This is a genomic window from Fundidesulfovibrio soli, assembly GCF_022808695.1.
GTDB classification, from domain to species: domain Bacteria; phylum Desulfobacterota; class Desulfovibrionia; order Desulfovibrionales; family Desulfovibrionaceae; genus Fundidesulfovibrio; species Fundidesulfovibrio soli.
In genome coordinates this window covers 543093-567614 of the sequence record NZ_JAKZKW010000001.1, presented here as the reverse complement: position 1 = coordinate 567614, position 24522 = coordinate 543093, and the positions used below count along the sequence as shown (strand labels likewise).

Sequence of the window (24522 nt, the reverse complement as noted above, 5' to 3'; positions counted from 1 at the left end):
TCGCGAGGTTTCCAGCAGATGAAAGTGACCCTCAACTACGGGAAGACAGGTTACGAACTGGCGTTGCCGGAGGATTGCAACGTCACCGTGATACGAAAGCAGGCCATGCCCGTGCTGGCCGACCCCGCCCAGGCCCTCGAGCGCGCCCTGGACAACCCCACCTCCGGCCCGCCTCTCACCGAGGCCGCCAAGGGCCGCAAGTCGGCCTGCATCCTCATCTGCGACATCACCCGCCCTGTTCCCAACGGCATGATCCTGCCGGTTGTGATCAAGCGGCTCATGGACGCGGGCATGGACCCCAAGGCCATCACCGTGCTGGTGGCCACCGGCCTGCACCGCCCCAACGAGGGCGAGGAGCTGCGCGAGCTCATCGGCTCCGACTGGGTGCTCCAGACCGTGCGCGTGGAGAACCACTTCGCCCGCAACGACGAGGACCACGTGCTGCTGGGCGCCTCCAGCCAGGGCACCCAGATCAAGGTGGACAAGCGCTTCGTGGAGGCCGACCTCAAGCTCGTCACCGGCCTGGTGGAGCCGCACTTCATGGCGGGCTACTCGGGCGGGCGCAAGGTGATCCTGCCCGGCATCGCCCACCACGACACCATCACCCGCTTCCACACCGCCACCTTCCTGGAGTGCCGGGCCTCGGCCAACTGCGTGCTGGAAGGCAACCCCCTGCACCGCGACCAGCTGGACGGCGTGGCCATGCTGGGCGACGTCTGGGCCGTGAACACCGTGCTGGACGAGCACAGGCGCGTCTCCTACCTCAATTTCGGCCCCCTGGAGGAGAGCCACCTGGACACCGTGGCCTTCACGCGGCCCTACTCCGAGATCAAGCTGGACCGCACCTGGAAGACGGTCATCACCTCGGCGGCCGGGTATCCGCTGGACTCCACCTACTACCAGACCGTGAAAGGCATGGTGGGGGCCATGGACGCCCTGGAGCAGGGCGGCAAGCTGTTCATCGCCAGCGCCTGCACCCAGGGCATGGGCTCGCCCGAATACGTGGACGCCCAGAAGCGCCTGGTGGCCCTTGGGGTGGACGGCTTCTTGAGCGACATCATGCCCAAGCAGCGCGCCAGCATCGACGAGTGGCAGACCGAGATGCAGCTTAAGCCCATGCGCAAGGGCTCCATCTGCCTGTACACGCGCGGCCTCAAGGAGGAGGACAAGGCATTGACCGGCGTTGAGGTCGTGGACGACCTGGAGGCGGCCCTGGCCAAATGGCTGGCCGCCTGCGGCGACAAGGACGTGGTGGTGATTCCCGAAGGGCCCTACGTGGTGCCCTTGCAGGGCAAATAGTTTCTACAGGTGAATAACCGAGGGGGGCGGGATGTATGCATCCCGCCCCCCTCGATCATTTTGAAGCTCTATAAGCTCCTGCCGGGGCCTGCCCGGCGCCGAAGCGGCCGATGTATTTGAAGAACATCATCCGCATCGGCGTCGGGCAGGCCCCGGCAGGAGCTGGCATGTCTCATCCCGGCAGAACGAAAGGTGTGGAAATGTGACCGCGAAGCCGTATGGGATTCCAAAGGGAGGAACTCCCTTTGGCCGCCGGAGGCATTCTGTGAATCCCATCGGCCGTCGTGAGGGGAAGCCTCCGGCGGCCAAAGGGGCTTCGCCCCTCTGGACTCCCAATGAAACGCGGGCCCGGGTACAAGTAACCGGACCCGCTGATTTATCTGAGTCCTACCGCCCCAGCTTCTTTTCCAACTCCGCCACTGCCAGGGTAGTCTTGATCACCGTGTCGGGGTTGAGCGACATGCTCTGGATGCCGCACTCCACGATGAACTGCGCGAACTCCGGGTAGTCCGAGGGGGCCTGCCCGCAGATGCCGATGTATTTGCCCAGGCGGTTGCTGACTTCGATGACCTGCTTGACCATCCTGAGCACGGCGGGGTTGCGCTCGTCGTACACGTGGGCGACCAGTGCCGAATCCCGGTCCACGCCCAAAATCAATTGGGTCAGGTCATTGGAGCCGATGGAGAAGCCGTCCACCACCTCCAGGAACTCCTCGGCCAGGATGACGTTGGAGGGAATCTCGCACATGCCCACCACGCGCAGCCCGTTCTCGCCCTTCCTCAGACCGTAGGCGGCCATGGTATCAAGCACCTTGCGGGTCTCCTCCACGGTGCGCGGGAAGGGGATCATCACTTCCAGGTTGGTAAGCCCCATCTCGTTCCTGATCTTGAGGATGGCCCGGCACTCCAGGGCGAAGGCCTCCCGGTAGTTGTCGGAGTAGTAGCGGCTGGCCCCGCGCCAGCCGATCATGGGGTTCTCCTCCTTGGGCTCGAACTGCGCCCCGCCGATGAGGTTGGCGTACTCGTTGCTCTTGAAGTCGGAGAGGCGCACGATGACCGGCTTGGGGTAGAAGGCCGCCGCGATCATGCCCACGCCCTCGGCCAGCTTGTCCACGAAGTACTGGGCCAGGTCGGTGTAGCCCTGGGTCATGCGGGCGATCTCGGCCTTGGCGCTCTTGTCGGTCAGTTCGCCGAAGCGCAGCAAGGCCAGGGGGTGGATGCGGATGTAGGAGTTGATGATGAACTCCTCCCGGGCCAGGCCCACGCCGTCGCAGGGGATGAAGCTCTTCTCGAAGGCCTGCTCCGGGGAGGCCAGGTTCATGGTGATCTTGGTCTTGGGCCTGGGCATGCCCTCGAGGTTGAGCTCCTGCACCTCGAAGTCCAGAAGCCCCATGTAGACCACGCCCTCGGATCCCTGGGAGCAGTCCACGGTGACGTCCTGCCCTTCGGGGATGCGGTCCGTGCCGTCCAGGGTGCCCACCACGCAGGGGATGCCCAGCTCGCGCGAGACGATGGCCGCGTGGCAGGTGCGCCCGCCCCGGTTGGTCACGATGGCCGAGGCGATCTTCATGATCGGCTCCCAGTCGGGGTCGGTCATGTCCGTGACCAGCACCTCGCCCTTGCGAAACTCGCGGATGTTGGAGGCCTCCTTGATGACGTGCGCCGCGCCGCGCCCGATGGCCTCGCCCACGGCCTTGCCTTTGGCGGCCACCGCGCCCGTGCCCTTGAGCACGAAGGAGCGCAGCACGTTCGCGTCCTTGCGGGAGTGCACCGTCTCGGGCCGGGCCTGCACGATGAACAGCTCGCCGGTGCGGCCGTCCTTGGCCCACTCGATGTCCATGGGCTTGAAGTAGCCCGCCCTGGCGGAATAGTGGTCCTCGATGGTGCAGGCCATGCGCGCAAGCGACAGGACCTCCTCGTCGTCAATCACCAGCAGGCCCCGGTCGGCCAGGGGCACGTCCACGTTCTTGGTGGGGGACTTGGCGTCGTCGGTGTAGACCATCTTGATGGCCTTCTCGCCCACCTTCTTCATGAGCACCGGCTTGAACCCGGCCTTGAGCGTGGGCTTGAACACGTAATACTCGTCCGGGGAGACGGCCCCCTGCACCACGTTCTCGCCCAGGCCCCAGGCCCCGGTGATGTATACGGCGTCCTTGAAGCCGGACTCGGTGTCGATGGTGAACATGACGCCCGAGGAGGCCAGGTCCGAACGGACCATCTTCTGCACAGCGATGGAGAGCGCGATGGCGAAGTGGTCGAAGCCCTTGTCCACCCGGTAGGAGATGGCCCTGTTGGTGAACAGCGAGGCGAAGCAACGCTGGCAGGCCTCCAGAAGCTCCTCCACGCCGTGGATGTTCAGGTAGGTCTCCTGCTGGCCCGCGAAGGAGGCGTCGGGCAGGTCCTCCGCGGTGGCCGAGGAACGCACGGCCACGTCACAGCCAGCGCCGTAGCGGGCCTCCAGCTTGGCGTAGGCTTCTTCGATGGCGCGGCGCAGCTCGTCCGGGAAGCGCAGGGAGCGGACCAGGGCGCGTATCCTGCGCCCGCGCAGGGCCAGGTTCTCCATGTCGTGGGTGTCCAGGCCGTTCAGGATGGAGCGGATGGTCTCGCGGGCGTTGTTGCGCTCCAGCAGCAGGCGGTAGGCCGTGGCGGTGATGGCGAAGCCCCCGGGCACGGTGACGCCCTTGGGGCCGAGCTCGCGGTACATCTCGCCCAGGGAGGCGGTCTTGCCGCCCACCAGGGGGACGTCCTCGCTGGTTATCTCGTCGAACCAGAGGATCAGTGCGTCGTCTCTGCTCATTTGGGGCCTCCGGCTAAGTGGGATTGTAGCGAGGATAGCACGCGGGCGGGGCGCATGGGAAGGACGGGCCGCCAAAAGAAAGCCCCCGCCGCTTGCGCGACGGGGGCTTTGGTATCGTTCGTTCAGGCGACTGGGCCTAGTAGGCTTCGTCGTAGTCCAGCTCCTTCTCGGTCACCTTGTGGGAGAAGGTCTTGTAGACCCAGGCCTGGTACGCGATGACGATGGGCACGAAGGTCAGGGCCACGACGAGCATGATCTTGAGCGTCAGCGGCGAGGACGAGCTGTTCTGGATGGTCATGGACCACGCCGGGTTCAAGCTGGAGGGCAGCAGCGCCGGGAAGATGCCCAGCACGCCGAACAGGGCCACGCCGGCGATGGTCACGGCGGAGGCGGTCCAGGCCAGGCCCAGGCGGCGCTGGCCGATGTACACGCGCTGCATCAACAGGCCGCCCACGGGCAGCAGCACCACCGCGAACAGCAGCGGGTTGGCCAGGTAGTTGGCGAACAGCTTGGTGTAAAGGGCGGTGAGCACCAGGAACAGCACGGCCACCATCAGAAGGGCGGGCCAGAGCTTCTCGGCCACCTTGAGGGCCCTGTCGTGCAGCACGCCCTCGGTCTTGCAGGAGAGGAACAGCGCCCCGTGCATCAGGAAGGCGCAGACGAACAGCACGCCGCCGCACAGGCCGTAGGGGTTGAGCAGCGTGAACAGGTTGCCCTGCAGGATGCCGTTCTGGTCGATGGGGATGCCCTTGAAGATGTTGGCGAAGGCCACGCCCAGCAGCAGGGCGGGCAGGAAGCTGCTCACCGCGTGGATCACGTCCCAAATCTTCTTGGAGCTTGCGCTCTCGACCTTGGCCCTGAACTCGAAGCTGATGCCCCGGAAGATCAGGGCGAACAGCAGGAGCATCAGCGGCGTGTACAGGGCCGAGAACATCACCGCGTAGGTGCCGGGGAAGGCCGCGAAGGTCACGCCGCCGGCGGTTATCAGCCAGACCTCGTTGCCGTCCCAGAAGGGGCCGACCGAGTTGTAGAGGATGCGCTTTTCGTTGTCAGTTGTGGCGATGGCCGGGGCGAGCATGCCCACGCCCAGATCGAACCCGTCCAGCACGAAGTAGACGGCCCACAATACGCCCCAGAGCAGAAACCATATGGTTCCGAGTTCCATGTCCGTTTCCTCCGTTTAGTGGGCCGGGCCCTTCTTGGCGTATTTCACCAAGAGGTAGATGTCGACGATGCCGAGCAGTGTGTAGACCACCACGAAGGCCAACAGTGAGAACGCCACCTGCTGCGGCTCCACCGGGGAGACGGCGTCCTTGGTGCGCATGAGCCCGTGCACGATCCAGGGCTGGCGGCCGACCTCCGCCACGGCCCAGCCCGCCTGGATGGCGATGTAGGGCAGGGGGATGGCGTAGAGCATCAGGCGCAGGTAGCCGGGGTAGTCCTGCAGCTTCCTGGACTTGAGCAGGCCGAACAGGGCCAGCAGCGGCATGATGGTGCCCAGGGCGACCATGATGCGGAAGCTCCAGAAGGTGAGGGCCACGGGGGGACGGTCCTCGGGCTTGAAATCGAGCAGGCCTTTGACTTCGGCGTTGGGGTCGTTGAAGGCCAGGATGGAGAGCAGGCTGGGGATGCCGATGGCTTCCACGGAGTTGCGGCTGTTGGCCTCGTCGGGCAGGGCCAGCAGGTACATGGGGGCGTTCTTCTGGGTGTGCCAGTGGGATTCCATGGCCGCCAGCTTTGCGGGCTGAACCTGGGCCACCTCGTTGCCGTGAACGTGGCCCTGGACGGCCACGACCACGGAGAAGATGAAGGCGAAGACCGCGCCGATCTTGAAGGAGCGGGTGAAGAACTCCACCTCGTTCTTGCGCAGCAGGTGCCAGGCGGAGACGCCGGCCACGAAGAAGCCGGAGAGCAGGAAGGCGGCCGAGAGCGTATGGACGTACTGGCTCCAGGCGAAGGGGTTGGTGATGAGCGCGACGAAGTCGTCAAGTTCGGCCCGGCCGTTGCGCATCACGTAGCCCAGGGGGTTCTGCATGAAGCCGTTGGCGATGATGATCCACAGCGCGGAGAGGTTGGCGGCGAAGGCCACCATGCAGATGGCCGCGGCGTGCATCCGCTTGGAGAGCTTATCCCACCCGAAGACCCACACGCCGATCATGGTGGATTCGAGGAAGAAGGCCACTGAGGCCTCGATGGCCAGCAGCGGGCCGAAAATATCGCCCACGTAGGCCGAGTAGCGCGACCAGTTGGTGCCGAATTGGAATTCCAGTGTTATGCCGGTGACGATGCCGATTGCAAAATTGATGAGAAAAAGTTTGCCCCAGTATTTTGCCATCTTCTTATACATCTCGTCGCCGGTGCTGACGTAACGGGTCTCCATGTAGGCAACGAGAATGGAGAGGCCCAGGGTCAGGGGGACGAAGATGAAGTGAAAGAAGGTGGCCGCGGCGAACTGCAAACGGGAAAGCATCAAGGTGTCCATGCGCCTTCTCTCCTATGCCTGGCCTTTTGAAGTTGTGGCGGATCTTCCGCCGGAGCATGCCGCATCGCACTGCGCTGCGGGGTCCAAGTTGCTGTCCGTTCTGGCGAGGCTTTCGAAGTTCGCCGCTCCCAGCGTCTGGCGGAACTGGGTCCTGGCCTTGTGCCACACGCGGTGCACCGCGCAACATGAGCTGCGCTCGCAGTCCTGCGGGCGCGAAAGGCACTCGTTCACCAGTATTTCGCCGTCTACGGCCTCCACCACCATTAGCAAAGAAATCTCCTGCGGGGGAAGCGCCAATTCCATTCCCCCAAGCGCGCCCTGGCGCACCACCACGACGCCCGCCTTGGCCAGGCTCTGGGCGATCTTGCCCAGGAAGGCCTGGGGGATGCTCATGGCCTCGGCGATCTCGCGGCGGCTGACCACCAGTCCAAACGGCTGCTTGGAGAGGTACAGGACGCAACGGATGGCGTATTCTGCGGCGCGGGTGAGTTTCATGCTGCCTCGAAACAGGATAATTAAGAGCTGATTTGTCCTATATCGAGGCCGGGCCCTGGTGTCAACAGAGCATAATAAATAAATCGCCTGATATCCAAATTGGTTCGGCCAACCCCGTCTATCCGCTCCACGCCCCGGTGCCCGCCAAGCGGCTGCGCCGCAAGGACCCGCGGGGATAGCGACCCTACGCCACGAAGCCTCGCGTACGGCCGCACCAACAAAAAGGACCCCCGCGCTGCGCTAACGCGGGGGTCCTTTGATTATTCCACCTGGGGTTTGCCGGTCAGGACCCGGACTGCGTCTGCGGGCGCGGGGCCGACAGCGCGGCCTTGCGGCTGAGGTACTTGTTCAGCCAGACGCGCAGCCGGGCATGCACCGTGACATCCACCTGCCCCAGGTACCAGGCCCCGCCGATGCAGAGAACCAGGGCCATGAGCCCGGCGATGAGCCCGGGGGGCGTATCCGTGAAGTACTTCCAGCGGTCGAACACCAGGATGATGACGTTGGTGTGTATCAGGTAGAGCGTGTATGAATAATCCCCGTATTGGGCCAGCATTGGCGGCGAGCTGACGCGGCTCTCCAGCTTGATGAGCCCGTAGAGCAAGAAGCAGGAGAGTACGCCCAGGATGTAGAGTACTGAGAAACGCACAGCCCAGAGCTCCAGGCAGGCCAGCGACACGGCCGTCATCACCAGGAGCATCATCTGTTGGGTGAAAGGCTCATTGTACCGCTGGATGTAATAGAACGTCAGCGCGCCCAATATAAAGGACGGGTTCCAGATGGAGAACCAGATGTTGAGCATGTTGGGCACGGGCTGCGGCGGCTTGAAGGCGAAGATGTGGACGATGATGCAGGCGAACAGCCAGGCCAGCAGGAACCCCGGGAAATACTTCGTCCACTTGGGGCGGGCGAACAGCGCGCAGATGAGATAATACCATATCTCGTAGACCAGGGTCCACTCGATGCCCAGCTTGTAGCTCTTGCCCATGCCGAAGGGCAGCAGGGACATGACGTAGGGCAGGTCGTCCAGGTTGAGCTGGTGGTTGGTGAAGGCGCGCATCACGAAAGCCATGACGATGACCATGAAATACATGGGGTACACGCGCACCAGGCGCTGCGCCAGGAAGTGCTTGGAGTTCCTGTCCACCAGGAAGGCCATGAAGTACCCGGAGATGGCGAAGAATGCGCAGGGCACGCCGCCGATCAGGTCGGGAACGTGTATGAAGTACGAGGGGTCGCCCTGTTTCAAGAGGTAGATCTTGACGTGCACGAAGGCCACCATGATGCACAGGATGGCTCGCAGGGCTTGAATATGGGTATATGTCATGGTGTGTCGACGTGTTGTGCTATGGAACCGCCGGGCGGAATGAGCAGAATCGGGCGGCGCCCAGCAACTACATCAAACAGGGGGGATGGTCAACGCGGGCGGACGAGGAAGACTGGCATCTCGTGCCGCCGCACACCTTCCAAAGGCCAGCCCGGCTTCCGGGCCTCCACGTGGTACAGGCAGGCGCCGGAGTTCTTCGCGACATCCTTCTGGCGATCCGGGCGCGCAACCGCATACACCCCCAAAAAAAGAGCCCCCTCCGGAAGATCCAGAGGGGGCTGCGCTGAGTCGTGTGAAGTCGCGCGCCGGCGGGACCCTAGAACGCGGCGATCTTGGCCTGCAGGGCCTCGGCCACCTTGCGTCCCAGCTCCACGCAGGCCTTGAGCTGCTCGTGGGTGGGCCTGTTCTTGGCGCGCACGCCCTCGATCACGTCGAAGTGCATGGCCGTGAGTTGCTCGGTGAGCAGCTTGAGGGATTCGCCGCTCCAGCCGTAGGAGCCGAAGGCCGCGGCCACCTTGTTCTGGGGGCGCAGGCCCTTCATGTAGGTGAGCATGGCGGAGACGGGCGGCAGCACGCCGTTGTTGTGCGTGGCCGAGCCCACCAGCACCGCGCCGGATTCGAACACCTCGGTCATCACGTCGGAGTGGTGGTTGGCCTTCAGGGACATGACCGTCACCGGGGTGCCCGCGTCGGAGAGGCCCTGGGCCACGGCGTGCGCCATCATCTCGGTGGAGCGCCACATGGTGTCGAAGAACACCACGGCCTTGTTGGCGGGCTTCTGCAGGGCGAAGTTGCGGTAGGCCTCGATGACCTGGCCCACTCCCTCGCCGCGCCAGAGCAGGCCGTGGTCCGGGGCGATCATCTGGACGTCCCAGCCCTGCTTGCCCACTTCCTCAAGGATCTTGAGGGTCACGGAGGAGTAGGGCAGCACGATGTTGGCGTAATAGCGCGAGAGCTGCCTGGCCAGTTCGGCCTGGTCCACCTCGTCCGCGAATCGCTCGGAGGTGGCGTAGTTCTGGCCGAAGGCGTCCTGCGAGATGAGCAGCTTGTCGTGGGGGATGTAGGTCATCATGGAGTCGGGCCAGTGCAGCATCCTGGTTTCCATGAAGTGCAGGGTGCGCTTGCCGATGGAGAGCGTGTCGCCGGTCTTGACCACGTGCAGGGGCCAGTCCTTGGCGTCGTAGTACTCCTTGATGGCCTTCTCGCCCATGATCGAGCAGATGATTTTTTCGGGCTTGCTGGCGGCCACCAGGCGGGGCAGGGCGCCGGAGTGGTCGGGCTCCACGTGGTTGACCACGATGTAGTCCACTTTCTCCACGGGCATGACGTGCGCGATCTTGCACAGCAGGTCGCCCGCAAAGGCGGCGTCCACCGTGTCGACCACGGTGTTCTTTTCGTCCTGGATCAGGAAGGCGTTGTATGTGGTGCCCTTGGGGGAGAGGGAGTAGCCGTGGAAGTTGCGGCGGTCCCAGTCCACTGCGCCAATATAATGAATGTCTTTAAGAATCTCGACGGATTTCATCGGGGATACCTCAAAAATGGAGAAGCCCGCCGGGGGGGGCCGGCGGGCGTGGAAAGGGATGCTATTCCTTGGAGAATTCGCCCTTGGGGGCGCCGCAGACGGGGCAGGTCCAATCTTCGGGGACCTTCTCCCAGGGGGTGCCGGGGGCGACGTTGTTGTCGGGATCGCCTTCGGCGGGGTTGTACACATATCCGCAGACGTTGCAGACATATTTATCCATGAAAATCCTCCAGATGAGAACGGTAAAGGACGGATCGCCATCTTTTTACCCCCAGCGCCGGACTCCGCCACGGGGGCGAGCCTTGCCTGAGCGGCAAAGAGGTCAATTCGTCGGTTGCGCAAACCGGCCGGGCTCTGGGGCGCGGCGCGGAAAAAACTCCCTGCTCCAACAGGCCGGTGGGGCTCCGGTTACGGAGGGCACCACGCGACTATCGAGAGCTATCATGCGCGACTGGCCCGCCTGTCAAGAGGGAAGTGCTTCCTTTCCCCCGTCGCCGTTGCCGGAGAATCGCCCCGCGAGCACCGCCAGATGGCGGGACATGTCCCGCACTGCCGTGATGCGCTTGTTGGCCTCCATGACGCGCATGGCCACGTCCTGCGAGAGGCCGTTGATATGGGAGACGTTGTCGTTGATGGCCTCGCTGGTGGAGGATTGCTGCTCCGCGGCCGATGCGATGGAGCGGATCATGTCCGCGATGCGGCCGGAGTGCGACACGATGTCTGAGAACACGGAGCCCGAGCGCTCCGCCATGCTGGCGGCGTGCTCCACGGATTCCTTGGTTCCGGCCATGCCTCCGGCCACATGCTTGGTGCCGTCCTGTATCTCGGTCACGGCGTGGCTGACCTCGGCGGTGGCCTGCATGGTTTTTTCGGCCAGTTTGCGCACCTCGTCGGCCACTACGGCGAAGCCGCGCCCAGCGTCGCCCGCCCGGGCCGCTTCGATGGCGGCGTTGAGGGCCAGCAGGTTGGTCTGGTCGGCGATGTCGCCCACCACGCCCATGACGCGTCCGATGTTCATGGCCCTCTCTGTCAGCTCGCTGAGCGATTCGGCAAGGGACTCCGCGCGGGAGGCCACCTGGCGTGTCTCGTCCACTGTGAGCCTCACTTCGGTGCCGCCCTTCTGGGCCACCGTCTGAGCCTGCTCGGATGCCTTGGATGTCTCGCTGGCGTTGCGGGCCACCTCCAGCACGGTGTCGTTCATCTGGTCCATGGCCTTGGTGAGGTTGGCCGTGAGCGCGGCTGTGTCCTCCACGCTGTGGGCCACCACTTCCATCTGGGCCGCCAGCTCGGTGGCTGCTTCGGAGAGGTTGGCCGAGACCGACATGACCTCCCGCGCCACGTCCATCAGGTTGGCGCGCTGCGTCTCGATCTGCACCTTGGCCTCTTCCTCTTCGGTCAGATCCATGAGCACGCCGATCACGCCGAGCATCTGGCCCTTGGCCCCGCGTAGGGGGGAGACCTCGTAATGCAAGGGGAAGATCTCGCCATCCTCCCGCTCGAAGAGGATCTTCCCGCCCGAGGCGGTGCCCGTGGCCAGCACTGTGGCGCAGAGGTCCAGCGTCGCTCCGCCCGCGCTCAGGATCAGGTCGGCGCGGCGGCAGTTGAGCTCCTCTTCCGAGTGCCCCAGGATCTTCGAGAGCGGTGAGTTGGCGAAACAGAAGTCGCCGTTCTGGTCGGTGACGAAGAGCGGAATGTTGACGCCCTCCAAGACGCTTTTGTTGTATTCCAGCTGATCCTGGATGGTCCGCACCATTCCGGCCAGGTCGCGGGACAGGCCGGACAGCTCGTCCTGGCCGCGCATGCTGAAGTCCACGTCGTGGCGGCCCTGGCGCACCAGGGCGGTGTTGGAGACGATGGCCTGGATGCGGCTCAGCACCGCCCGCCTCATGAACCAGGTGACCAGGCAGAGCAGCAGCACCAGGCCGGACAGCGAGATGGCGCCGTTCATGAGCTGGTCATGCCGGGCCTGGGCCAAGGTGGAGGTGATGTCCTGCAGGACGACGATGGTGCCCAGGATGGGCTTGGTAGCCCCGTGGCAGTGGTGGCACTCGGCCTCGTTGCGGATGGGGGTGGCCATGGCCATGAAGCTCGAACCGCCCAGCTCAGTCTGGGCGGAACCCTCGGCGCCGGCGAGGCCCTTCTCCAGCAGGCCGGTGACGGCCTGGCTGCGCAGGAAGGGCGCCAGATCCTTGCGCAGGGCCTTCTGGTTGGTGGAGTAGGTCACGTTGCCTTTGTAGTCGGTCAGGAAAATGTGCCCCGCCGCATCGCGCTTGGCCATTTTCTCGAACACTCCGGCGGTCTCGGAGTTCTTGCCCAGGCGCATGGGCTCCTCCACCGCCATGAGCATTAGGTGGGAAACGCGGTTGGAGTTCGCGGTCACCAGCTCCATGGTGGAGCGCGACTGCCAGGTGGAGTTGGCCAGGAACAGGCCCGTGAACACGGTCACCGTGACGACGGTGATCAGCAAGAGGACGCGGAACCCGAGTGACTGATGGAACACATGCACAGCCGTTTCCTCCCTAGTGTGCGCCGCCGTACAGCATCGGCTTGAAACCAAAGGATTTCACACGCTGTTCGTTATGGCAGGCCTGGCATTGCTCGACGGAGAGCGAGGTCTTGATGAGGGACTTGTCGCCGGACTGGGCATGGGCTTCGCCCGGCCCGTGGCAGACCTCGCACCCGGCGTTGGCGAGTTGGGGCGTCTTTTCCATGCTGATGAAACCGCCCGGCTGTCCGTAACCGGTGGTATGGCAGCCGTAGCACTCTTGAAGCTCGGCCGGGGTGAGCTTCGAGGCCATGATCTGGATGGATTGGAAGGAGTGGGCCTTCTTGGCCGACTTGGAGTAGGATTCGAATTCTTTCTGATGGCATTCAGCGCAGGCTTTGGATCCGGTGTACCCTGCGGACAATGCGTTCGACACTGCCAACAACGGCACAAAGCATACACCAACGGCTAACAATACGGCTGCCCGGCGCATACGGCCCCTCCCTGCGGGTTCTGGTTGCAACAGATCAGGCGCCTGGCCGAATGATGCGGCCAAGGGCTTGCAGCCGCAATCCAAGGCAAGGAAGGTGCGTAACTGATGAAAGCAACGGCCCACGGAGGTCCGCCAGGACAATACGCCCGTCCTTGGCGCTGTACGGCAGAGTTGTCGAGTACAGCTACACTAATAAGGATTCTGCAAGCGATATTACGCTACGCTATGGATTAGGAATTTGCAATACTAAATGCCTAAAACAGCGATGCTTGAAGGAGATTTGCGCCTTACAAATCAAAAAGCCCCGCCCGCAGGCGGACGGGGCTCAATTGTCACATCCTATAGTTGTTCTACCAGTCCAGTGTGGCCTTGAATGCCTGGGCCAGGTCATCCACGCCGCAGCGCAACAAGGCGGCTCCACCGTTGCGGATGGTGAGCGTTCCATCGTCCGTGACGCGTCCGATGGGGGCGATCCACTGCCCGGCGAAGAGCTTCTCGAAGCTGGGCACGTTGCCGGAGGGCACGCTGACCACGAAGCGGGAGTGGCTCTCGGAGTAGAGCACCTCCAAGGGGGTGGCGCAGTCCTGGCTGGCGGGCACGCGCAGCAGGTCCACGTCCGCGCCCAAGCGGCCGCCGATGCACATTTCCGCCAGGGCCACGGCCAGGCCGCCGTCGGAGCAGTCGTGGCAGGCGTTGACGACCCGGCCTTTGATGGCCCGGCGCAGGTTGCGGTAGCGGGCCTTGGCCGAGAGGGCGTCCACCTGGGGCACGCGGCAGTCGGTGAAGCCCAGCTCTTCCGCCAGTTCGGATCCGCCAAGCTCGGGGCGGGTCAGGCCCAGCATATAGAGCACGTCCCCGGCCTGCTTGAGGTCGGAGGTCATGGTCTGGGCCGCGTCGGGTATCACGGAGAGCACCGTGAAGAGCACCGTGGGCGGGATGGAGATCTTGGACCCGCCGCCGGTGTAGTCGTTCTTCATGGAGTCCTTGCCGGAGACGCAGGGCACGCCGTAGGCTTGGCAGAAGTGGGCCAGGGCCTGGTTGGCGCGCACCAGCTGGGCAAGCTTGTAGCGGCCGTCGGGCGTCTTGGCGGACTGCACCGGGTCGCACCAGCAGAAGTTGTCCACACCGGCCATGTGGGCCAGGTCGGCGCCGGTGGCCACGGCGTTGCGCACGGCCTCGTCGATGGCTCCGGCCATCATCCAGTAGGCGTCCAGGTCGGAGTACTTGGGGCAGATGCCGTGGGAGAGCACCAGGGCCTCCTTGCGGGCGAGCACCGGGCGCATCACGGCCGCGTCCGCCGGGCCGTCGCGCTTCACGCCCACCAGGGGCTTGACCACGCTGGCGCCTTTGACCTCGTGGTCGTACTGGCGGATCATGTACTCCTTGCTGCAGATGTTCAGGCGGCCCAGCATGCTCATGAGCAGGCCGGCCTGGTCCTCAACGGCGGGCTGGGGCTGGCAGATGGCTTCCGGGCGCTCCCAGCGGGCCTCCAGACGCATCCTGGGGGTGCCGCCGTGCAGGAAGTCCATGTCCAGCATGGCCACGGGCTTCTGGCCATAGCTCACGCTCAGGGTGCCGGAGTCCGTGAAGCGGCCCAGGTCGGTGGCTTCGACGTCCATCTCTGCGGCCAGGGCCATGAAGCTTTCGAACTGGTCCGGGCCGACGGCCACTGTCATGCGCTCCTGGGCCTCGGAGAGCAGTATCTCCCAGGGGCGCAGGCCGTCGTACTTGAGCGGGGCCTTGGAGAGGTCGAGCTCCGCGCCGCCGCTGTCCTGGGCCATCTCGCCCACGGAGGAGGACAGGCCGCCCGCGCCGTTGTCCGTGATGGCGTGGTAGAGGCCCAGATCCCTGGCGCGCATGAGGAAGTCGTACATCTTGCGCTGGGTGATGGGGTCGCCGATCTGCACCGCGGTGGCCGGGGAGCCTTCGTGCAGCTCCTCGGAGGAGAAGGTGGCCCCGTGGATGCCGTCCTTGCCGATGCGCCCGCCGGTCATGACGATGCGGTCGCCGGGCAGGGCGCGCTTCTCGAAGCTGGGCTTGCCGCCCACCTCGGCGGGCATGATGCCCACGGTGCCGCAGAACACCAGGGGCTTGCCCAGGAAACGCTCGTGGAACACCACCGAGCCGTTCACCGTGGGGATGCCGGACTTGTTGCCGCCGTGCTCCACGCCCTCGCGCACGCCTTCCATCACGCGGCGCGGGTGCAGCAGGCGCGGGGGCAGGGGCTCGTCGTGGAAGGGGGAGGCGAAGCAGAACACGTCCGTGTTGCAGAGCAGGTTCGCGCCCATGCCGGTGCCCATGGGGTCGCGGTTGACGCCCACGATGCCGGTGAGCGCGCCGCCGTAGGGGTCCAGCGCGGAGGGTGAGTTGTGCGTCTCCACCTTGACGCAGAGGTGGTGCTCGTCGGTGAAGCGGATCACGCCCGCGTTGTCCTTGAAGACCGAGAGGCAGATGTCTCCCGCGCCCATGGATTTGCGGATGGCCGCGGTGGAACCCTGGATATAGGTCTTGTAGAGGCTCTGGATGCTCTGGCGCGTGCCGGTCTCGGCGTTCTCGTAGTCGATGTCGGCGGAGAAGATCTTATGCTTGCAGTGCTCGGACCAGGTCTGGGCCAGCACCTCAAGCTCCGCGTCGGTGGGCTGGGCCGGGAGCCCGGCAGCCTTGCGGCGTTCGGCCACCCCGGGGGCGGAGTAGTGGTCGCGGATGGCCAGCATCTCCTCCAGGGAGAGGGCCAGCACGTTGTCGCGGCTGAAGGCCATCAGCTCGTCGTCGCTCATGGCGGCGAGGTCGATGGTGAGCACCTCGTCGCTGGCGCGGCCGGTCACCTGGGCGGCGCGGGGCTCGAAGCCGGCCTTCTCGGCCCACTGCGCGGCGGACTTGACCTCGTAGCGCTGGATCAGTTCGTTGCAGAGGTGGTCCTTGGCGATGTGCTCCACCTGCGCGAGGTCCAGCTTGCCGGAGAGGGCGTACTGGCTGGAGGTGTACACGGCCAGGGAGCGGACGCGGGCCTTGTCCAGCCCGAGCACCAGGGCCAGGGTCTCCTTGGCGGTGCGGCCTTCGTTGTCGGTGACGCCGGGGCGCAGGCCCACCTCGATGATCCAGTCGAAACCTTGGGCCAGCGGCGTGATCGACGCCACGTGGGACACGGGGTCGTGCAGGGCGGCCGCCTCGATGACCCGGTCGATCTCCTGCCTGTCCAGCCCGGCCACGGTGTAGGTTTTCACCACGGCGGCGCCGTCGACCTCCACGCCCAGTTCATGCGTGATCCTCATCGCGGCGCGGCGTCCGGGAACGTCGAGAACGTGTGGCTTGGGAGCTACTTCCACCCGAAAGAGCATGCGGATTTCCTCGTCAGTAAGTGTAGGGAGTTTCACGCCGGACAGGCCCGAGGGCCGACCGGCGGTACGTATCGCCAATGTTCAGGCCCAGAGGAAGCGGTGGCCCCCCTGGTTCTTAGCTTGATAAGAAGCCTGGTCCGCCCTGCGCAGCAGGGAGGAGGGCAACTCGTCTTCCTGGAGCATGGCCATGCCGACGGAAAGGCCCAGCACGCCCTTGAACTCCTCCTGGACCGCCTCGAGCACGCGTCCGGCCAGGTGTTCGAGCTGGCTCGGCTCGATCTCGGTGACGACCACCGCGAATTCGTCCCCGCCGTAGCGGCAGGGGTAGTCCATGCCTTTGCGCAGGCGGGCCTTGAGGATGCGCGACACGGTGCGCAGCACCTCGTCCCCGGCCTGGTGGCCCAGATTGTCGTTGACGGTCTTGAAGTTGTCCAGGTCGAAGAAGAACAGGCCCAGGGGGCGCCCGGTGCGGCGCGAGCGGTTGACCTCCCGCTCCAGCACCACGTGGAACTGGTAGTGGTTCAGAAGCCCGGTGAGGCCGTCGAACAGGGCCATGCGTTTGAGCTTCTCCTCCAGGCGGCGCACGGCGGTGATGTCGCGCCCCACCACGAGCCACTGGCGCATGCCGCCAGAGGCGCTGGGCAGGGGGGAGAAGACCAGCTCCAGCGTGCGCCCGGCGGCCCCCAGGGAGGGCAGCACCGTCTCCACCGGGGCGGGTGCTCCGGCAAGCATCTGCGGCCCCCACTCGCCCTGGAAGGAATGGGTAGGGGAGGAGCAGTCGAAGAGGTTGCGCCCCAGCAGGTCGATGGCGCGGGGAGAGGCGAAGGTGATGCGCCCGGTGACGTCGATGGTGAACACCGTGTCGCGCATGGAGCCCACGAGCTTTTCGAGGAATTCCCCCTGTTTGAGGGCCTTGAACTCCCAGCCGGAGACGAGGGAGACGTCCTCCAGGAAGAGCAGTATCTCCTCGCGGCCCTGCCAGGTGCGTTTCTCGGCCGCAAGGTACACGCAGGAGTCGTGGGCCTGGTGCTCGCCCTGCCAGAGGCAGAAAATTTTGTGCAGGGAGCGCGCGGAAGCGTCCTTGAGGAAGTTGTCCCATTGACCGTCGCGCGCGAAGCCCTTGCCCTCGCCAAGCGAGGTCCAGAGGTCCGCCCCGCGCTCCACTCCGGGGACCGCCAGGAAGTCCCGCAGGCGGTTGTTGATCTCCATGATGGCGCCCTTGGGGGAGAGACGGGCCACGCCCACGGGGAGCTGATCCAGCGTGTGGGCCTTGAGCTCCAGCACGGTCTGGCGCAGGGCGTACTGCTCGTAATTCTGGCTGGCGAAGGAGACGTAGAGCCCCACCTCCTTGAGCACGTCGCCGCGCAGGCCCCTTTTGGAGAGGCGCAACTCGCCCAGGTGGACGCCTCGCGCGACGATGGGGAAATGCGCGCCGTGGCTCAGGGTCCAGCCCAGCTCCTCGAAGCTCTCGCCCTGCTGCGCGCAGACCACCCCATTGGACCTGGAGGCCCTGAACAGGTCCCAGTCGCGGTACTCGGGCACACCCAGGGCCAGTTCCCACTCGTCCACGCCCCATTCCCACTTGAGGTGCCTGCCGATGATCCTGGCGGCGTCCAGCTTGCCTCCGGCGGCCGTGGCGATCTCGGAAGCCAGGAAGTGGAACTCCTGCATCTGCCGGATGCCGTGCTGGTAGTAGCGTTCGTCCGGGGGGGATTCGTCTATGCCCAGGGTGGAGAGCACGGTTTGGAAGCGCTGGATGCAGCGGGAATGGATTTCGTCCAGCTCCTCCCGGGTGAGCCCGAGGCGGCGCAACAGGAAGCTTCTGAAATGGACGACCTCCGCCGGGGGGTGATGGGCTCCGATCTCCAGTTCGGCCCAGCGGGTGGCCAGGATGATGCACTGGGTGGGGACGGAGTGGGAGTCGATGCCTTCCAGGTCGTGGTGGTGCTCGATGCACTTCGGGTCGTGCAGGGGGATGTTCCATTCCTGCAGCAGCTGGGTGGTGAGCAGACAATGGTCGGCCAGCCAGCGCTCGCGCTCTCTCTCCAACTGGCCGTGTGCGAGGGCGGTCAGGGGCGGGCCGTTGTCCTCCTTGGCCAGGTGCTCCGGCTCGTGGCAGGCCATCAGCAGCAGGGAGATGTCCTTGAGCAGGGCCGACAGATAGACCTGGTCCGCCGTTTCGGGGCAGAGGCGTTCCGCCAGCAGCTCCGCGGCGATGGCCGCCCAGATGATGATGCGCCAGTTGGCGTAGAAATCGATGCCTCGATCCGTCAGGGCCACGCTCAGGTGCTTCTGGTAGGTGACGGAGAGGGCGATCTTGAGGATCTCGCGCGTGCCCAGGATGGTGGCCGCCCGCTGCAGGTCGGTCACTTTCTGGGCGGAGCCGTAGTAGGGGGAATTGGCCAGGGTGAGCACCGTGGCCGTGAGCACGGGGTCCAGGGCCATGATCCTGGCCAGGACGTCGAAATCGGGGGTCGCCTTCACCGCCTCTTCCAATAGCTGCAGCATCACCGGGGGGAAGGTGAGCCGCATGCATTCCCGAAGAGTGGCGATGGTGCTGCTGGTCATGTGGCGGTCTTACTTGTCGCGCTTGGCCATGCCCTCCAAGGCGGCATATAGCAGCGTGGTTTCCGGGGTGGCGGGGAAGACCGCCAAACACCGCCCGGCGTCCTTGATGTAGGAGGCGGCCATGTCGCGCGTGCGTTCCACAAAGCCTCCTGCGTTGATCGCTACGAGGGTGGATTCCAGCTCACTCTCCTGCAATGTGTTCTCTTTGAAGGCTTTTGTAAAGCGCTCGCGCCCGGCGGGGTCGAGGGATTCGAGATAGAAGATCAGCGGCAGCGTGAGCTTGCCTTCGCGAATATCCGCGCCCTTGGGCTTGCCGGAGACTTCCTTGGGAGAGGAGTAGTCCAGGGCGTCGTCCACCAACTGGAAGGCGATGCCGATGTTCATGCCGAAATCCGCCGCGGCCTTGACCAGTTCCGGCGCGGCCCCTGCCAGCAACGCCCCCGCCTCGCAGGCGGACTGGATCAGGCAGGCGGTCTTGCCGGTGATGATGTCCAGGTAGCCCTGCATGTCCATGGTCACGTCGCGCACGCGGGCGATCTCCTGCACTTCGCCGCTGGCGGTGTTCAGGATGGCCTGGGAAAGGCAGACCATGAGCGGCGGGACGTTGTAGGAGGCGATCATGACGTTGGCCAGGGCCAGCAGCGCGTCGCCCGCCAGGATGGACTGCCCCACGCCGAAGAGCGTGTGCGCGGCGGGCCTGCCCCGGCGCAGCTCCGAGCCGTCGAGCACGTCGTCGTGCAGCAGCGTGGCCGAGTGCAGCACCTCCAGCGAGCAGGCCAGGGGGTAGGGGTCGCCCCCGGAGTAGCCCAGGGCGCGGGCGCACAGCAGCGTGAGCACGGGGCGCAGCCGCTTGCCGCCGGCCTGGAGCACATGCTCGGCCATGGGCCTGACGTAGGGATTGAGCGTGCTCACGTGGCTGCGCAGGCACGTTTCGATCTTCGGAAGCTCCCCGGCCAGGTATGAGGCGAATGTGTTCATTGCAATCTTGTGTTGGCGGGCATGACCCGGTTTACCCGACACCCGGCTCGGGCATGAGCCCGGCCAGTACGTCTCCCAGCCCGGCGAGGGCCAGGGCGAGCTTCCACTGCTTGAGGTCGCGTTCTCCGACAGCGTTGGAGATGGTCCGAACTTCCAAAAAAGGCAAGCCCCGCGCCTTGCAGGCCAGGGCGAGGGCGAACCCCTCCATGCTCTCGGTGAGCGTTGCGTGCCTGGCGGCCAGGGCAGCGGCACGCTCCGCCCCGCCCGTGACAACCCCGGAGGTCAGCGCCGGGGCGCGCGTCCAGCCCGGAGGCAGGGCGAGCCCCAGGGCCTTGGCGGCTTCGTCCGGGTCCAGGCGAAGCCGGTCGAAAATCTTCCCGCCCACGCCCTCCCATTGCGGAAAGGGGAAGCCGGAGGCGTCGGCAAGGCCGTCCCGCCCGGCCACGCCGAAATCGGCGCAGACCTCTTCGCTGGCGGCAACCGGGGCGCACAGGGGGGCCTTGGCCGTATCGAAGCTGCCGGCGACACCCAGGTTGAGCATCCCCGTCACCCGGTAGCGCTCAAGGGCCGTGGCCGCCTCCAGGGCCGCCGACAGGGGGCCTACGCCCGTGACCAGCAGCAGGACGTCACGCCCGCGAATCTCCGCCTGGACCGCGCCCCGCGCGGGGATCAGTCCAGCCCACTCCGGCCCGGCCAGCTCCGGCGCTATTTTGGCCAGGGCGTGGCGCAGCTCGCCCGGGGTGGCCGCCGCCAGGGCCAGCGTCATCTCAGCGCTTCCTGACCACGGCCACGCACAGGCCCTCCTCGGCCTCGCGCACGGACTCCACGTCCGCCTTGCGATGGGCCGCCACCAGGTCGAGCTTGCGGCGCTGTTCCGGGCGGATCTCCACCTCGATCGCGCCGCCGCTGGGTAGCGACTTCAGAAGCGAACTCGCTTCCAGGAAGCCGCGTCAGCAGTCGTGGGCGCAATTCAGGCAGGGCAAGGGCATGTTACAGCCTCCAGTAGGAAAGGCCCGCGGCCGTGAATCGGGCCTTGTCCAGGGCTCCCCGGATGTCCATCACCAGCCCGGTGGACGGGTTGGCGAAACGGGGCAGAACATTCTCGGGGGAAAGGCCGGCGTACTGCCTGTGGCTCACGGCCACGATCAGGGCCTCCAGCCCGGTGAGGTCCTCCAGCGGGGAGAGCTCCAGCCCGTATTCCTCCAGGGCCTCCTCGGGGGCGGCCATGGGATCATGGACCAGGACCTCGACGCCGTACTCGCGCAGTTCGCTGATGACGTCCACCACCTTGGTGTTGCGCAGGTCGGGCACGTTCTCCTTGAAGGTCAGGCCCAGGATGCCCACCTTGGCGCCGCTGATGGGGCGTTTGGCCGCGATCAGGCGCTTGATGCAGCACTCGGCCACATGCTTGCCCATGGAGTCGTTGATGCGCCTGCCCGCCTGGATCACCTGCGGGTGCAGGCCCAGGCCCTCGGCCAGGAAGGTGAGGTAGTAGGGGTCCACGCCGATGCAGTGGCCGCCCACCAGGCCGGGCCTGAAGCCCAGGAAGTTCCACTTGGAGCCCGCAGCCTCCAGCACCTCGATGGTGTCGATGTCCAGCTTGCCGCAGATCAGCGCCAGTTCGTTCATCAGGGCGATGTTCAGGTCGCGCTGGGTGTTCTCGATGACCTTGGCCGCCTCGGCCACCTTGATGGAGCTGGCCCGGTGCACCCCGGCCGTGACCACTGCGCCGTACACGGCGCAGAGCAGGTCCGTGGTGGGGCCGTCCTGCCCGGCGACCACCTTCACGATGGTCTCCAGGGTATGCACCTTGTCGCCGGGGTTGATGCGCTCCGGCGAGTAGCCCACGAAGAAATCCTTCCCGCAGGTCAGGCCCGAACGCTCCGAGAGGATGGGCACGCAGACCTCCTCCGTGAGGCCGGGGTACACGGTGGACTCGTAGACCACCACGCTGCCGGGGGAAAGATTCTCGCCCACGGTGGTGGAGGCGGAGCGGATGGGGCGCAGGTCCGGGCTGCGGTGCGAGTCGATGGGCGTGGGCACGGCCACGATGATGAGCTTGCAGGCGCGCAGGCGGGCGGGGTCGCAGGTGTATTCCACCTTGGCGGCGGCCAGCCTGGCGGCGTCCACTTCGCCGGTGTCGTCGCGGCCAAGGTTCAGTTGCTCTATGCGGCGGGGGGAGATGTCGAAACCCACCACCTTGAAGGTACCGGAGAGCGCCACGGCCAACGGCAGGCCCACGTAACCAAGGCCCACCACCGCGACTGTCGCGCTGCCGGAGGTAAGTTCGTCGTAAGTGACCACATGTTTCTCCAAAATGAAATCGGGCGAAGGGTCCTTACCGGAGTTTGCCCCGGCCAGCAAGCACACTGGACAGGACCTCCCCGCTGGGGCTAGGTGCTGCCCATGAACATCGACTGGAAGATCGTCGCCATGGGGCTCGGCATCGCGCTCGTGATCGAGGGCCTGCCTTATTTTCTGCTCGCGGACAAGATGCCGGAGGTGCTGCGCGCGCTGGCCTCCACCAAAACCAGGACCCTGCGGATCATGGGGCTGTGCGCCATGCTCGCCGGGGTGACGCTGGTCTGGCTGATGAAGCGCTGACCTCTCCCTTCGCCCCTCAACCCTGCTTGACGCCCACGTGTATGACCACGATGCCGAAAGCCAGGCGCTCCCAATCGACCGAGGCGAAGCCCGCGTCGCGCATCTCCTGAGCCAGGGAGGGCGCGTCCGGGAATTCGCGTATGGTGTCGGCCAGATACTGATACGCCCCGTCATCCTTCGAGAAAATTTTCCCCAAAAGCGGCAGAAGCCGGTTCAGGTACAGGTTGTACACCCCGCCCAGGATGCGCTGCTTCCCAGAACCGAATTCCAGAATGCAGAGCCTGCCCCCGGGCCTGAGCACGCGCAAGAGCTCCGCGTAGGCCTCGGAGCGGGGCCGGATGTTGCGGATGCCGAAGGCGATGGTGGCGGCCTCGAACGTCTCGTCCGGGAAGGGCAGGGCCCTGCCATCGGCCTGCACCGGGGCGATGGAGGCCACCCCGCGCCGGGCCAGCTTCTGTGCGCCCTGCGCCAGCATGGGCAGGCAGAAGTCCGCCGCGGCGATGCGCGCGCGAGGGAAGCGCCGGGCGATCTCAAGGGAGACGTCCAGGGTTCCGGCCGCAAGGTCCAGCACGCGGGGGCTGCCCGAGGCGGAAACCCCGATGTGGTCCACCAGACGCCTGCGCCAGAGAATGTCCAGCCCGAGGCTCAAGAAATGATTCAGAAAATCGTACCAGCCGGCGATGCGGCCGAACATGGAGGCCACGCTGCGGCCATGATCGGACGCCATTCTAGTCCGTGTCCTTGGTTTCGCCCTGGTAGGGGGTGTGCTCGGTGATGGTGCGAAGCACCTCGAGATATATCCGCGAGAAGTGCGCCGTGAAGTTGGAGGGGGAGATGCGCCCCGTCTCCACGAACTTCACCACGATCTCCTTGGCCACCTGCAGGGCCTTGTCCTGTATCTTGTCCACGGCGTTCTCCGCAGTCTGATTGTGAAAAAACCGCCCGGGGGGAAATGGCCTCTGACCACCAAAGGACAAACCGGGCGGAAAAGAGAAATACCTTGAAGCACTCCCCTTTTTTTCAAGGGGCTGCCTACCACGCCTGAAGCCGGGAGTCGAGGGGCGCGGCGGCCGGGAATTCCGCCAGCGCCGGCGGGGGGGCACGCCAGCCGGGAAAGGTGTCCGCTTTGGCCATCCCCTGGGCTGAACCGCGTCCGGCTGCCCCTCCCGCCCGCGCCGCGGGCTGATATATTTGAAGATTATCAGGCTGCGCCGCGCACGGGAGGGGCAGCCGGAAGCTGGGCGACCCTGCTTTGGGTGTTGTCATATTGCCGCAAGACGGTTCGAGGCCGCCAGCCAGGAAATCCGGGCGGGCGGCCTCGACGCGAAGGGGTCGAAATCCGGTCGGACCTAGAAGGGAAGCACCTTGCGGCCGCAGGCCTCCTCCAGCACCTCGGCCACGCCCAGGTAGAAGGCGGAAGCGCCGCAGACGATGCCCTCCCAGCCCGCGATGGTGCCGATGAGCGCCGAGCCGGTCCAGTCCCTGATGGCCAGCAGGAAGAAGAGCACGGTGAGCGAGCCGAAGATGAACTTGAGCACCGGGCCTTTCTTCAGCGTGCCGATCCACATGAAGAAGGTGAAGACGCCCCACACGAACAGGTACCAGCCCATGTAGGCGTGCTCGGTGGGGGCGGTCAGGCCCATCTTGGGGGCCACGATGAGGAACACCAGGGTCAGCCAGAACATGCCGTAGCTGGTGAACGCGGTGTAGGCGAAGGTGTTGCCCTTCTTGTATTCGAGCACCCCGGCGATGACCTGGGCGATGCCGCCGTAGAAAATGCCCATGCCAAGGATCATGGCGCTGATGGGGAAGAACCCGGCGTTGTGGATGTTGAGCAGGATGGTGGTCATCCCGAAGCCGAGCAGGCCTACGGGGGCGGGATTGGCTGTGGTCTGGCTCATGGCCGAAAAGCTCCTTTTTCGGTCGGTTTTATGGTTGAGGACAGTCCCTTCCGGCGGCGCGAAATTTCGACGGCCTGGGCCGGCAGGCGCAACGGCCTTGAGAACGGTCCCCCTAGGCGAAATCCGCTTCGCGGGGGACAGCTTGGGGCGTTGCTTGACGCTGGTGGCGGATGCGCTTCCGATGGAACCGCCGGGAGTGTCCGGCAATCATCGGAACAGGCGGCCCGCCCGGCC

General features: G+C 65.4%; 20 protein-coding genes. 2 read left to right on the top strand and 18 right to left on the bottom strand.

Annotated elements, in window-relative coordinates:
* Positions 1-18 precede the first annotated feature (18 nt).
* Positions 19-1299: a nickel-dependent lactate racemase family protein gene (locus MLE18_RS02595; protein ID WP_243367105.1), complete on the top strand. Its 1281-nt coding sequence runs from the start codon at positions 19-21 to the stop codon at positions 1297-1299.
* Between the two features lie 387 nt (positions 1300-1686).
* On the opposite strand, the gene ppsA is transcribed toward MLE18_RS02595, so the two are convergent.
* The 15 genes from ppsA to MLE18_RS02525 all read right to left on the bottom strand — a co-directional run bounded on the left by ppsA (position 1687) and on the right by MLE18_RS02525 (position 22087).
* Positions 1687-4095, bottom strand: a complete 2409-nt coding sequence (gene ppsA, locus MLE18_RS02590; protein ID WP_243367103.1) for a phosphoenolpyruvate synthase — start codon at positions 4093-4095, stop codon at positions 1687-1689.
* Positions 4096-4231: 136 nt separating this feature from the next.
* Complete coding sequence (cydB, locus tag MLE18_RS02585; protein ID WP_243367101.1) at positions 4232-5260, bottom strand: cytochrome d ubiquinol oxidase subunit II; 1029 nt, start codon at positions 5258-5260, stop codon at positions 4232-4234.
* Positions 5261-5275: 15 nt separating this feature from the next.
* Positions 5276-6577 (bottom strand): cytochrome ubiquinol oxidase subunit I, encoded by a 1302-nt coding sequence (locus MLE18_RS02580; protein ID WP_243367099.1) that lies wholly within the window; start codon positions 6575-6577, stop codon positions 5276-5278.
* Between the two features lie 12 nt (positions 6578-6589).
* Positions 6590-7072, bottom strand: a complete 483-nt coding sequence (locus tag MLE18_RS02575; RefSeq protein ID WP_243367097.1) for an RrF2 family transcriptional regulator — start codon at positions 7070-7072, stop codon at positions 6590-6592.
* Positions 7073-7355: 283 nt separating this feature from the next.
* On the bottom strand, positions 7356-8399 hold the full coding sequence (locus MLE18_RS02570; protein ID WP_243367095.1) for an acyltransferase family protein: 1044 nt from the start codon (positions 8397-8399) through the stop codon (positions 7356-7358).
* A 316-nt stretch (positions 8400-8715) separates the two neighbouring features.
* On the bottom strand, positions 8716-9921 hold the full coding sequence (locus MLE18_RS02565; protein WP_243367093.1) for an FprA family A-type flavoprotein: 1206 nt from the start codon (positions 9919-9921) through the stop codon (positions 8716-8718).
* 61 nt (positions 9922-9982) lie between these two features.
* Positions 9983-10141: a rubredoxin gene (gene rd / locus MLE18_RS02560; RefSeq protein ID WP_243367091.1), complete on the bottom strand. Its 159-nt coding sequence runs from the start codon at positions 10139-10141 to the stop codon at positions 9983-9985.
* 243 nt (positions 10142-10384) lie between these two features.
* Positions 10385-12421: a methyl-accepting chemotaxis protein gene (locus MLE18_RS02555; RefSeq protein WP_243367089.1), complete on the bottom strand. Its 2037-nt coding sequence runs from the start codon at positions 12419-12421 to the stop codon at positions 10385-10387.
* Positions 12422-12440: 19 nt separating this feature from the next.
* Positions 12441-12899 carry a cytochrome c family protein gene (locus MLE18_RS02550; protein ID WP_243367087.1) on the bottom strand — a complete coding sequence of 153 codons (459 nt, stop codon included), beginning with the start codon at positions 12897-12899 and terminating at the stop codon, positions 12441-12443.
* Between the two features lie 350 nt (positions 12900-13249).
* Positions 13250-16237 (bottom strand): phosphoribosylformylglycinamidine synthase subunit PurS, encoded by a 2988-nt coding sequence (locus MLE18_RS02545; protein ID WP_243367084.1) that lies wholly within the window; start codon positions 16235-16237, stop codon positions 13250-13252.
* A gap of 81 nt (positions 16238-16318) precedes the next feature.
* A complete protein-coding gene (locus tag MLE18_RS02540) occupies positions 16319-18805 on the bottom strand; it encodes a diguanylate cyclase domain-containing protein (RefSeq protein WP_243367082.1) in 2487 nt (828 codons plus the stop codon).
* A 9-nt stretch (positions 18806-18814) separates the two neighbouring features.
* A complete protein-coding gene (locus MLE18_RS02535; RefSeq protein WP_243367080.1) occupies positions 18815-19783 on the bottom strand; it encodes a polyprenyl synthetase family protein in 969 nt (322 codons plus the stop codon).
* Positions 19784-19814: 31 nt separating this feature from the next.
* Positions 19815-20549 carry a futalosine hydrolase gene (gene mqnB / locus MLE18_RS02530; RefSeq protein WP_243367078.1) on the bottom strand — a complete coding sequence of 245 codons (735 nt, stop codon included), beginning with the start codon at positions 20547-20549 and terminating at the stop codon, positions 19815-19817.
* 1 nt (position 20550) lies between these two features.
* The gene (locus tag MLE18_RS17875) at positions 20551-20673 is read right to left on the bottom strand and encodes a hypothetical protein (RefSeq protein WP_272881427.1); all 123 of its coding nucleotides are present in this window, start codon (positions 20671-20673) and stop codon (positions 20551-20553) included.
* Positions 20674-20773: 100 nt separating this feature from the next.
* Positions 20774-22087 (bottom strand): nucleotide sugar dehydrogenase, encoded by a 1314-nt coding sequence (locus MLE18_RS02525; protein WP_243367076.1) that lies wholly within the window; start codon positions 22085-22087, stop codon positions 20774-20776.
* Positions 22088-22189: 102 nt separating this feature from the next.
* Here MLE18_RS02525 and MLE18_RS02520 point away from each other — a divergent pair, with 102 nt between their 5' ends.
* Positions 22190-22387, top strand: coding sequence for a DUF2065 domain-containing protein (locus MLE18_RS02520; protein WP_243367074.1), 198 nt, complete (start codon positions 22190-22192; stop codon positions 22385-22387).
* A 16-nt stretch (positions 22388-22403) separates the two neighbouring features.
* Here MLE18_RS02520 and MLE18_RS02515 read toward each other — a convergent pair whose 3' ends face one another.
* The 3 genes from MLE18_RS02515 to MLE18_RS02505 form a co-directional block, all read right to left on the bottom strand.
* Entirely contained in the window at positions 22404-23114 is a 711-nt protein-coding gene (locus tag MLE18_RS02515; RefSeq protein WP_243367072.1) for a ubiquinone/menaquinone biosynthesis methyltransferase, read from the bottom strand.
* A 1-nt stretch (position 23115) separates the two neighbouring features.
* Positions 23116-23295 carry a hypothetical protein gene (locus MLE18_RS02510; RefSeq protein ID WP_243310256.1) on the bottom strand — a complete coding sequence of 60 codons (180 nt, stop codon included), beginning with the start codon at positions 23293-23295 and terminating at the stop codon, positions 23116-23118.
* Positions 23296-23736: 441 nt separating this feature from the next.
* Complete coding sequence (locus MLE18_RS02505) at positions 23737-24288, bottom strand: acetate uptake transporter (protein WP_243367070.1); 552 nt, start codon at positions 24286-24288, stop codon at positions 23737-23739.
* Positions 24289-24522 lie beyond the last annotated feature (234 nt).